Source organism: Dyadobacter sp. NIV53 (genome assembly GCF_019711195.1).
GTDB lineage: Bacteria > Bacteroidota > Bacteroidia > Cytophagales > Spirosomataceae > Dyadobacter.
The window spans coordinates 2011823-2022943 of record NZ_CP081299.1 but is presented as its reverse complement, the minus strand read 5'-3'; the positions used below and the strand labels follow the sequence as shown (position 1 = coordinate 2022943).

Below are 11121 nucleotides of genomic sequence, written 5' to 3'. Positions count from 1 at the left end.
TCAGATAATTCCTGCAAGGTTTAACTGTTTTTCTCCTTCGGGCAGCGCGATGCCGCCTGTTTGTTTGGCTTGTACAAATGCCTGAACGGCATTTACGGATTTGGTATTTTGCACTTTTCCGGCGGCATCAAATGAGTTCCATTTCTCTTGGCCCACAGCAACTTGCGGATCGCCGGGTTCCATTTGCGCCCCTCCGTTACGTCCAGACAGCACTCCCAGTAGAGCGGCATTGGCATACTGTTTTGTTGGGAAAAATAATCCGTCAAAAAGGCTGCGGTCTGGTAATTTTTTGAGCGAAATCTCCATCGAGGCAATTTCCTGCGCTCCTTCTGACATCTCGCCCGTGCCAATACGTAACCCCGAATCCTGCTTTGCAAAACGGGGGTTATTCAAAGCCTCCCCATCCGCCATTTTCATGAACGTGCCGACTCCGAACCAATCCTGTTCAGCAGTGGAAACAAGCGTATCTGTTTTGGCTTCAAGATGGTGCCAGCTACCGAGCTCTACGCCCTCCACTTTCTCAATATCGAGATTTAACGGTATCCGTTTTTGCTCCCAGATGATTTCACCTATCGGTGCAAAAAACTTACCTTTTTCATCCTGCGGTGCGAAAACGACGCTCTTATCTTCTCCTTCGAAACGAAGGTTTTCCAGTTTGGAAAGCTCAGCTTCGAGGTGTTTAGGTATATTGGGAATCGGGTTAATAAACTCAGGAGGATTGCTGCTCAGCTCAATTGTAATATCCCCGGATATTCTGACGAAGAGGATTTTTACACTGGCGCGTGCCTGGATGACCAATGGCCCAGGCCCGCTGAGCAAACCTTCTATATGGACACTGCAAAGTGATATGCCAGCCACTTCGACATCAAAACCTGCATCTATCTGCCCGATGAAATGGAAAGGTTTGAACTGGATCAATGCGTCGAAACCAAACCAGCCATGCGCAGAAATCGGGCCAATTTCCAGGCCGGCCTCAATCCTGGACCCGAGCTGAAAAGTATTGGAAGTAATGGCCAGGTACATTTCTTTTTTCAGCCATACAGGCCCAAGCGAGTAGGAGACACCCACGCGCGGTACCTTCGGCAACTCCATCGATCCCGGATTAAAGGACGGATGAAAGCCACCGACACTGAAAAGGAAATAGCCATTATCGCCGTAGGCAATGCGCAAAGCCACGCCGCCAGTGATCCGGAAAATACCGAGCACGTGCGAATTGACCAATGCCGCGTCAAAGAAAATCAGTGACTTGGTGCCATCCAGCCCGCCTACAAAATCCATCCGGAGATATACCAGCGCAAACTCTTCCGATCCGATCACCAGCTTAGCCGACCCCGCCATAAATATTTTGGGGCCGGGCAGCTCTATAAAAATACCAACATCGAGTTTGATGATGAAAAGCCAATTGATCTGCAGTGTGGGGCCAATGATAAAACTGCTTTTTTTATCAGGAAAAAAGAGGCGCATATCACCCAGCAATTTGGGTGCATTCCGCATCGGGTCGTCATTGAAAAGCACATCGCCCGCCCCGCCGCTGGCAAGCCTTTCCCGGATCAGATCCGTGTCTGCTTTTCTATTGATACCGACCAGGCCGCCGAAACCCGATACTGCAAAACCGAAACTGATCTGAATGCCGGGCATCGGCAGACGGATACCTATGAGTGCCACAAATGATACGTCACCACTGGGAAGTGTTTTGTAAACACAATAGGCGAATGCGCCGATACCTAGGATTTTGAGTTGTAAAGCGCCTGCAAACTCATTGTCACCCAACACTTTTAGAAATCCTCCGCCGCTCACCGGGCCTGCGTCGAGCGACGCACCGATTCCCAGAGGAGGCAGCAGCCCGCCATTGCCGTTATCCCAGCGACCAATCCAGACACCCGCGCCATCCATTACGGCTTTCAACGGACCAAACCGGGCGGTAGCGCCATATCTGAAAAGTGCCCTGAATAAAAAATCAGAACCTGTGAATTTCGCCTCAACGCGGGTCGTCACCTGATCCACATTGACACCTGCTCCGCTGCCCCCGATTTTCAGATTAATGGGCGTTGAAAATTCAATACCCAATGCGGGCAGGCCACCGGCAGCACCCTGGCCTGTAAGACCTTTTCCCTGAACATAACTCAGTTCTATATCAGTCTGGAATTTGAGCTGGGCAGGTATGTTCAACCCAAAACTCAGGAATTTCAGAAAGTCAGGTTTAAGGGCAAATTCTATGTTTCCGAATTTTGCAGTAATCGTAAAAACTGGCACCTGGTTGTTCAGCAGCAGGCCGATACCAATGGTTTTAATGCTGAAATGAGTGCCATCAGCGGCTCCTACAAGAAGCGCATTGCTTCCACCAGGATCACCGTCACCGGGAATTTTGCTAAGTGCAAATCCTAATTGAGCCGTCGAGGCGAATGCGGTGTCGATACCGTCTTCTGTAAAATGAAGTTTAAAAGTCTGGCCGCCGCCGGCTGAACTTGTAAATGCAAGCTGCCATTTGTCTCCGATATCAATCGCTTTCAAACCCGCAGCGTTGAGTAAATGTATACTTACTTCGAGATCGTCCAGTTTTTTAAAATCGTTGTCATCTGCCGGGCCGGAGATCGTTATTGATCCGAGATCACCTTCCGCTACCGGTGGTGTGGCTTTGGTAATGAACTGCTCAATTGTAAGGGGTGGATCAAGCTCAATTGGAAGCGGAAAAACGGCAGGGGAATTGACCAGGTCCCCTATCATATCCAGCAGCTCCTGAGAATTAATACCGGGAACCTGACTGACCGGCATGCCCATGAATCCCTGCTGACGATATTCCAGTTCCAGCAATGCCTGCGGGGAAGAAACCAGCATTAACAGCAACACTTGCAGCGCCTTGATATCATCAATAGCCTGTACTTTACTTAAAAGTAATGTGAGTGCTTCCTGCCCTGGGTCAGTAATCAAACTGTTGAATTTAGCCCAGTCGATTGAAAATGCGACAGGTTTGACAGGATCGCCAGGAGCCCATTCAAATTTTATGATACCCAGCAATGTCAGAAACTCTGCTGCTCGGGTAAATTTCATCTGCAAAACCCTGACGATCAGAGTTTCGTGTAAGCGTGTATCGTGTGTAATGTCATGTAATCTGGCCAGCCAGCGGCTGATACCGTCCCCACTGGGATCCACACTGAGGGCCATCAGCTCTCCGAGCCGGCCCTGGATACCGAGGAGAATGTCTGGCGGTGGCGGGTCGCCTGCGATGCTGGTATCTATCAGCTTCGATAAGGATTCTAGGACATTTGCCATTCAAAACGGAGTTTTCTAAAAGTGATCTGTGAAAACTTGTATTCGGCCTTGACGCTATTCGATTCCTGAAATGTTATTCTAAAAAATCCTGGATGGAGTTAACCGGACAAAGCGGCGAGGTTATCCTTAATTTCCGGTTTTCTGTCAGGCAGCATTTGCTGGCGCCTCGTCACTCCGGTCATTTCTTTTAATGGCAAATGCATAAGTGGTAAGTCTGAGTAAGTGTCATTAAAATTAATCACTTTCAATATTGCTTCCTATAATCTGAAATGCATTAAATCAACTATTTAGTGAACGGTAATATGTAGCTGCGAATCAGTGGTACTATTCATGGTCCTTCCCGAAATCAAGTTCTAACCCCGTTGTTTACTATACCCCGTTTTAGAGTATATAAAATGCTTTTCGTTCAAAAACAATTTCTTTCAAAACGTTATTCGAAAATTTTGAACCTGGGAAAAATATGTCCGAACTCTGTTTGTAACCAATTGAGAGCTGGCTAATGCCTTGTACATCAGGTATCACCGATTTTGGTGCTGCCTAAGGACGAAAACTAAAAATAAGCTTGTCGCTAAGGAGATTATTCTTTTTTTTATTAAATAATTTAATTAGTTAGAGAAAATTTTATCGACATAAAAATAGAATAACTTTTTTAAATAACAGGATTGAGAAAGCCTTGTATTTACTGCACTTTACTAAGTTTCACAAAACGGATGTATCCGCTGCCTACTGCGCGTTCGGCAAGGCCAGCAGTGGTTATAGGGATCTCAACATCGGCAACCTGGTATTTTTGTTCCTCTACTGCGGATTCAAATCTTAACTTATACCCCTTATTTATTTTGGCATCTTCCAGTTCAATTACATGTACCGCTCTGTCTCCACCTGCGACGGACGCACCCGTAATTGCACTTAGTTTTGCCTTTGTTTTCGTCTGGTATTTATGCCATTCTTTCAGTGTGTTATACCACTGTTTGTCAGAGCCCAGAACATAAAGTGTTTTATCATAAGCGCCCTGAGGATTGATAAGTGATATTACCACATAAGCAGCCTCACCGCGATAGCTATCCATCTGTACCAGGCACTTGTATTTACTGGTTTGCGCGGATGCGTTTGCCACAAAAAATAACATAAAAACAAATGGCAAAAATAGTTTGAAAGAATGCTTCATTGGGTTTTCAAAGATATAATGGTAGAATGTGCAAATATTATTTAAGGAAGTCGAGCGTTACCTTATTTTCAGCCAGGAAATTATTGTCCTTTGCCAGGTCATAAGCAGTTTCACCAAATTCAGTTTTAAGTTCTTTTTTTGCACCTAGTGAAATCAGCGTTTTAAGAATTTTATCATCCTTAGCTACCAGAGCCGCCTTATGCAAAGGAGTAGCTCCTTCTTTATCCTGCGCATTGATATTGACGCCAAGCGTGGTAGCCTTCCGGAACAGTTTCACATTTTCTTTTGCAACTGCCAGATGGAACAGGGTATTTCCATTTTTCTGTGGCGTGGAAACATCCAGACCGGCACTTTTTAGTATTTCCAGTTTTTTCTCAAATTCCTGTTCAGCACGTTCTCTGCTATTTCCCGACTGACCACCAGCGCCACCCGGACCACCTGGCCCGCCTTCCCTGTATGACTCAAACCAGTAGTATGCCAGGTTATTATCATCTTTATCTAAGACTTTGATGTTCGCTCCGTTTTTCAGCAGCAGCGCAGCCATCTCAGAAGATCCGCTTGAAATGGACCTGGTCAAAGCCGATTCACCTTTTTCATTCACAGCGTTGATGTTTTTCACCTTTGGTAGTAATGTTTTCTCTACCAGCTCGATATCTCTTCCCGACGAAGCTATCATCAGCAAAGTATTTCCTTCATTATCGGCCTTATTTAAATCCACGCCTTTGTCAATAAAGTAAGTAATCAGCTCGGGATTAGGCCTGCGGATCAGCTGGTGCAATATTGTTGCCCCATCTTTATTAATCGTTTTAGGGTCCAGTTTCAGCGTCTCCACCAGATATTTGTAGGTTTCTATACCGTTGCCTGACATTCTTGATCCCTTGCGACGCAAAGAATAAAGCGTTGCCGGTTGGTTTTACACCTCTCCTGATCAGCTTTTCGATGATATCTTTATTACCCGTTCTGGCTGCATAGTCTGTAACGGTTCGTCCGTATTCATCTTTATCAGTAACAGAAAGCCCTTTCGAAATAAAATAGTCGGTGAGCGTAAGTTCTGGATCTGCGGCTACGCCCAGCATGAGTACTGTGGCACCGTTTTCATACTTTGCTTTGGGAGAAACACCAGCTTTAAATAAGGCTTCGTAAACCCCCTTGTCCTGGTTTCCACTGGAAGCCGCATTGCCAATGACACTTGCACCATGACTATCCGTCAAATTCACATCAGAACCTTTTTCGATCAGGTAGTTAACTAACTCTGCATTGCCCCTTGATGCCGCCCAGTGCAAATATGATGCGCTGTGATGCGTTTTTTTCTTTATACCATTACCTTCCTGCTCCACCATGAATTTAATAGTTTCCAGTGGCGCACCGTTTAAAATGGCCCTGGCGGTAGGATCCCAGGATGCCGCATCCGGTTTAGAAGGGCTGTTTCCTTTCGCAATTTCGGCCTTTACAGCTGCAACATCAGGCTTGATTTTCCAGAAATCAGCACTCATCAGGGTGTTGGTTTGAGGCGCATTAGCCTGCGGCGCACTAGCCTGGGGCGCATTAGCCTGGGGCACACTAGCCTGTTGTGCATTTACTTGTAAAGCACCGAATATAAAGGCGGTTAGAAGGATTTTTTTCATATACTAAACAGTAGTTTGATGTTATTTTATTATAAAATTGAGATACAACATAGACTATGCTGTATCTCAATTTTTTATTTCACCCTGAGCCTGCGGTCCGCAGGCTCAGGGTGAAACGCACGCTAAGAGTGACATCGAAAAGTTATTAATAAGAACCCAGGTAGCTTGATCCCGACTGGCCGGTCAAAGCGGTTCCTTTGGTTACTTCCTTTGTTTTCCAGTTTATTACATATAACCTGCCTGCTTCACCTGTTGGCGTAAGAGGTACATATACAAAGTCGCCGCTTACAGCAAGGTTCTGGTATTGACCGAAGTCCAGTCCTGCTTCGTAATCATTGCTGATCTTGGTAGCCGTTTTTGCATTCAAATCAACCAGTGCGATGTAACCACCATCTCCGGCTATGTTGTACAAAACCAAACCAATACCATCTTTGATGTATCTCCAGGCCTGAATACGTGAATCTGTTACGCCAAGGGCTGCATCCAGATTGAAGTGGTAACCATTATCGTAATCATCACTGCTTTTGCTGATTCGCAAGATATCCTTTCCACCCGTAGCCGTCGCCTGATATACATGTCCATCCGTGCCCACATATTGTGTCATGGTACGGTATGAATGATTGTTGGTTTTCGAAAAAGTGGAGTAGATCAGCTTTGGATTTTGCAATGATGGATAATCTACTACCAGCGTTGTTGTACCGATCGTCCGGTTGGCTGCATCACTGGCCCAGGTTGGAAGCCCGGCTGTGGTGTAAGATAATTTTGCCGGGTCAATTTTACTGACGTTGCAACCGATGAAAATCTTGGTTTTGGCTTCATTCAAAACCGGAACATCAATACGTCCCACCGAGTAACCCTGAGCCTCTAATTCGGCCGTAAAAGGGAAGTCGAATTCCGTAGAGTTTGGTACTCTTGCATTTTCCAGGTCGATAACGGCAATCCTTACTTTACCTCTTGTATATTTAAAAACGTGGTTGGGTGCGGCGCCTTCCGTAACGGTAGTGCTTCCGGTTAAGTGTACACCGATCCCGATATTTTCAGCAGCTTTTGTCCAGCGTGGAGAGGTTCCAACGATATCTGACAGGTCCAATTCATTACCTGTGTCCTGGTAATCTTTTGCACCTTTCACAAGATATTTGTTAAACACGCCACCATCTTCACCTGTATACTGGATATTGTAAAGTTCTGTTCCATCTTCTGGAAGCCTGTACACGGGCGGTACGGGCAGATCTTAGACCGAACCCGTTCTGATAAATGTTCACCGAAAAATTAGGGTCGATTGCTTGTGCGTGGGTGATAGCATAGGCCATAGTTCCGCCATTACCAGCTGTGCCTGCTTCATCCGGAATGGAAGCGGTAAGGGATATGAATTCTCTGGTATCCACAGGGATTTCAATTACAGGACCCGTTACTTCGTCATCCTTGCAACCGGCCAAAATCATGGTAACACTTAGTATCACTGCACTTAACAGGTTTTTTTTCATATTGGAAATTGATTATAAAAATTTACTGATTGTATAATTTAACTTGATTGAAATAGCTCTTCCCGGCTTTTGCACGCCGAAATTGTCGTACATTTCTGCATTCAGAATATTTTTGAGGTCAAAACTTGCTACCATTTTTCCATTGGGAAACCGGTAGCTCGCGCCCAGATCGTGATAAAACTGTGTTGGCGTTGTAAACCATTCTGATTCCATCCAAACGGTTCCAAAGGCGCCTACAAAGCCTGTGTTGTAATAAAGGTTTAGTATCGATTTTTTCTGAAACTTATCATTGAGCCGATACTGGACACTCCCGTTCATGGTAAAAAACGGCTCATTTGGCAGCTGCAAATTGTATAGGTCGTGCGGGTTGCCTTTTTGGTCAAATTCCTGTTTAAACAGGGTGTTGAATTTGGAAAAATTAAACAGGGCATTTAATCGGTTATCATAGGCATAGATGATTTCACCTTCGAAACCCCTGGATTGTGTTCTGCCCAGGTTCACATATTTCGTTACCTGAATATCTGCATCACTTTCTCTTCCCGGTACGATCTGGTTTTCCACTGCCTGTTGTGTGATTTTATCATAGCCATTTCTCCAGAATGCACTGGCATAAAGTGTAAGTTTATGTTTGCCTCGCTGAACAGGGCCGTGCCGGAATCCAAGGTTATAATTCACATTTTTTTCGGGTATCAGATCCGGATTTTCCAGGATATTGTTTTCAGGATCACCATAGAGCTGGTTTTCGGTAGCTACTACATAGGAGTTTTGGGTAGATCCGATGATGTACATTTTGGAAACTACATTATAAGAAACCGTAGCGCCGTATCCTCTGTTGTTGTTGACTGTTTTTCTTTCAACCCGGTTGACGATATTGACACCATCCTGCTCAATTAATTCCGGCCTTGTCTGGATAGTCCTGTTGAAGGTGTACTTGCCTAATAAATTGGTCTTTAATTTATCATTAAACAGCTGGGCTTCGTAGTTCATTGCCAGAATGTTATTCATAATATTACTTACAGTAACCAGATCTTTGTTCACCGGATTCAGTAAGTCATTATCGTCTCTGTCCGTCGTTTCCAGTTTATGATTGAAGGAAATCCGGTGCCCGGGCAGGACGGTATATCCCAGATTGGTACGCATGTTGGTGATTTTACGGTTCACTTCAACAATACTTGCAACTCCCTGCTGGCCCATTCCCGGAGTAGCCGGAACGGGAATTATTTCACCGTTTCTGATCAGCATCCTCGGGTTTCCGTCCCAGTTGTAAACCTGGCCGACTGTATCCTGCACGTAGGTACTCCGGTAACTTCTGACGGCATTTACGTTCAGCGCCAATCCCTTCGCCAGAAAATTGTTTTTATTGTAATTCAAACTGACTACATGCGCCTGATACTCGCCAAACCTGCCAACGTACGGGCGGGCCATGGTAGTACCATGCGGTATCTCACTAAATGTGTCAGAAACATTGTATCCTAAAAAAAACTGGTCTGCCCATTTTACATTGGTGAATCCAACTTCGAATCGGCCGCCCACGGACTTATACGTATTGTTAAATCTTTTAGCCCTGTAATATCTTTCCAGTGTCCTGTCCGGATGTACAAACTTGGAAAACTTGCCCCAGGTCGTGTAACTATTATCTGTATACGTATAGAAGCCGGATGCCCTGGTTGTAAAACCTGTTTTTTTGTTGCGATATATCCCTGACAGGTCGGATTGGAATGTATTAAATGATCCATAAGCAACCGCGGCAGTAATATTGTTTTGTGAGGCATCTTTTTTAAGGACTACATTGATGGCTCCGCCGACATAATCACCTGTAAGATGAGACGGAAGTACGCCTTTATATACCTCGATACGTTCGATCATCGCTGGCGGAATATTGTTCAGATTGAAAGAAGATCCGTACGTAGATATCTCGATTCCATCCAGAAAGATCCCAACAGCACTGCCCGACATACCATTCAGGTTATATTCCACACGTGACCCGACGCCACCATTTTGACGAACTCGCACACCAACGGCCCGGTCGAGTAGTTCGTTTGTGGTCAGATTTCTCAGTGAGGCTTCTTTTGTTTCAATAACCGCAACCGCAAATCCGGTTGTTTCAATTTGTTTCTTTTCCGTTTTTTGAACGATCTGTACTTCGTTAAGTTCCTGTGCAGTCCTGACAACAACCGTATTAAATTCGTGATGTGGTTTGTGGACGTGGAATTTCGACGTTTTGGATTTTATTTCAACGGAAGTAATCACAATATCCTGATTTCCATAAGGCACATCCTTCAATAGAAAAGTCCCGTCGGTTTCAGAAAAAGTTGCAATATTGGAGTTTCCTATCCTGATCGTTACAAAGCTTACCGCCGAACCCTTTTCGTCCCGTACCTTGCCTTTTATGGTTGCCGTTTTCGGAGCATTTGTCTGTGCAGATGCACTGAAATGAAATAGCGTAATTATTGCTGTAATGAGTAAAGAATGTTTCAATAACATCAGATTGTTTTCCTTAATATTTATTTTTTGGCAGTCGCCACGGCCACTTTAAGCAAGAGGAGCCGGATTTATATTTAAGCCTTATTTAGACTAAATATATTGAATGCAAATATAGATGCCCGGTCAGGATAAAAATGACGTTTAAGGGAATTCCGGTGACGTCAGAGGGAGTAATTGGGATTGAGTTTTTGGAACAAGGTCACTTAATAGAGAACCGGGATGCCGGACTATGAAACACCGGAAGCACCGAAACCAGAAGAAATCGTGCAAATCATACAGAATTACAAACAAGCGGCGATCAACGCAATTGAGGCTGGTTTTGAAGGAGTCGAACTGCATGCAGCCTTTGGTTATCTGCCAAACCAGTTTTCAGCAGAAAGTTCAAACCATAGAAGTGATCAGTGTGGGGGTAGTATTGAGATCCGCAACATTTTCCTCACGATCCGGTAAATATCCTGGAAACATTTGGCGCTCTTACTCGTCACACTGTCATTGGTAATATGGGCAATGATAGAGAGACAGGTGAAAAGGAGCTTGAAAAAGAAATTGCAAAACTCGTTAACTAAAAGCTTTAAAAATAGATGAAAACCATGGGGTTAAGTTAGTTGGCTGAACTATTATATCCTTAACATTAGCCTTAATCCATTTATAGAAAAAGTTGATTGAAAAAATTTTAGGATATATATGTCGTGTATATTATATTTGCGACAACAAAAACATATTTATGATGAGAAAATTAGAATTTGCATCCCTTCAGGTTCGGGATCTTGAAGCCTCCAAAGAATTTTACACCTCAAAGCTAGGGTTTGAGCAAGCAGGAATTCCCAACCCACAGGCCTGTGTATTCAGATACAACAAGGGTGAGGCAAGTTTTGCTATCAGAACGCCCATTGGCAACCTGGAAGGAAAAGAACTCGGAATCGGTACCTCACTCTGGTTCGCAATCGATGAAGAAATAGAGGATTTGCGAACCAGGTTATTAGCCAGGAATGTGACGCTTTTAGGGCCGGTCCAGGAAACACCTTTTGGGAAAATCCTTATTGCCAGAGACCCCGACGGATACAACATCACCTTTCTGAAGACACTCTAATCG

At 44.6% G+C, this 11121-nt stretch carries 9 protein-coding genes; 2 read left to right on the top strand and 7 right to left on the bottom strand.

Annotated elements, in window-relative coordinates; all coding sequences use genetic code 11:
• The 7 genes from KZC02_RS08285 to KZC02_RS08265 all read right to left on the bottom strand — a co-directional run bounded on the left by KZC02_RS08285 (position 1) and on the right by KZC02_RS08265 (position 10028).
• Positions 1–3270 carry a DUF6603 domain-containing protein gene (locus tag KZC02_RS08285; RefSeq protein ID WP_221393671.1) on the bottom strand — a complete coding sequence of 1090 codons (3270 nt, stop codon included), beginning with the start codon at positions 3268–3270 and terminating at the stop codon, positions 1–3.
• 679 nt (positions 3271–3949) lie between these two features.
• On the bottom strand, positions 3950–4435 hold the full coding sequence (locus tag KZC02_RS08280) for a DUF2271 domain-containing protein (protein WP_221393670.1): 486 nt from the start codon (positions 4433–4435) through the stop codon (positions 3950–3952).
• 37 nt (positions 4436–4472) lie between these two features.
• On the bottom strand, positions 4473–5303 hold the full coding sequence (locus KZC02_RS31605) for an ankyrin repeat domain-containing protein (protein WP_229254072.1): 831 nt from the start codon (positions 5301–5303) through the stop codon (positions 4473–4475).
• Positions 5242–6060, bottom strand: coding sequence for an ankyrin repeat domain-containing protein (locus KZC02_RS31600; protein ID WP_229254070.1), 819 nt, complete (start codon positions 6058–6060; stop codon positions 5242–5244). Before KZC02_RS31600 ends, KZC02_RS31605 begins: the two co-directional genes overlap by 62 nt.
• A 145-nt stretch (positions 6061–6205) precedes the next feature.
• Positions 6206–7273, bottom strand: a complete 1068-nt coding sequence (locus KZC02_RS08270) for a hypothetical protein (RefSeq protein ID WP_229254068.1) — start codon at positions 7271–7273, stop codon at positions 6206–6208.
• Positions 7218–7544 (bottom strand): hypothetical protein, encoded by a 327-nt coding sequence (locus tag KZC02_RS31595; RefSeq protein WP_229254066.1) that lies wholly within the window; start codon positions 7542–7544, stop codon positions 7218–7220. The genes KZC02_RS08270 and KZC02_RS31595 overlap by 56 nt, the downstream gene beginning before the upstream one ends.
• A gap of 12 nt (positions 7545–7556) precedes the next feature.
• Complete coding sequence (locus KZC02_RS08265; protein WP_221393669.1) at positions 7557–10028, bottom strand: TonB-dependent receptor plug domain-containing protein; 2472 nt, start codon at positions 10026–10028, stop codon at positions 7557–7559.
• Positions 10029–10247: 219 nt separating this feature from the next.
• Here KZC02_RS08265 and KZC02_RS08260 point away from each other — a divergent pair, with 219 nt between their 5' ends.
• Positions 10248–10478, top strand: coding sequence for a hypothetical protein (locus tag KZC02_RS08260; RefSeq protein WP_221393668.1), 231 nt, complete (start codon positions 10248–10250; stop codon positions 10476–10478).
• A gap of 274 nt (positions 10479–10752) precedes the next feature.
• Complete coding sequence (locus KZC02_RS08255) at positions 10753–11118, top strand: VOC family protein (protein ID WP_221393667.1); 366 nt, start codon at positions 10753–10755, stop codon at positions 11116–11118.
• Positions 11119–11121 lie beyond the last annotated feature (3 nt).

Excerpts from the sequence above, each read along its gene's own strand:
- KZC02_RS31605 (WP_229254072.1), bottom strand. The coding sequence starts at position 5,303 with ATGTCAGGCAACGGTATAGAAACCTACAAATATCTGGTGGAGACGCTG.
- KZC02_RS08280 (WP_221393670.1), bottom strand. The coding sequence starts at position 4,435 with ATGAAGCATTCTTTCAAACTATTTTTGCCATTTGTTTTTATGTTATTT.
- KZC02_RS08265 (WP_221393669.1), bottom strand. The coding sequence starts at position 10,028 with ATGTTATTGAAACATTCTTTACTCATTACAGCAATAATTACGCTATTT.
- KZC02_RS08255 (WP_221393667.1), top strand. The coding sequence starts at position 10,753 with ATGATGAGAAAATTAGAATTTGCATCCCTTCAGGTTCGGGATCTTGAA.
- KZC02_RS31600 (WP_229254070.1), bottom strand. The coding sequence starts at position 6,060 with ATGAAAAAAATCCTTCTAACCGCCTTTATATTCGGTGCTTTACAAGTA.
- KZC02_RS08260 (WP_221393668.1), top strand. The coding sequence starts at position 10,248 with ATGCCGGACTATGAAACACCGGAAGCACCGAAACCAGAAGAAATCGTG.
- KZC02_RS08285 (WP_221393671.1), bottom strand. The coding sequence starts at position 3,270 with ATGGCAAATGTCCTAGAATCCTTATCGAAGCTGATAGATACCAGCATC.
- KZC02_RS31595 (WP_229254066.1), bottom strand. The coding sequence starts at position 7,544 with ATGAAAAAAAACCTGTTAAGTGCAGTGATACTAAGTGTTACCATGATT.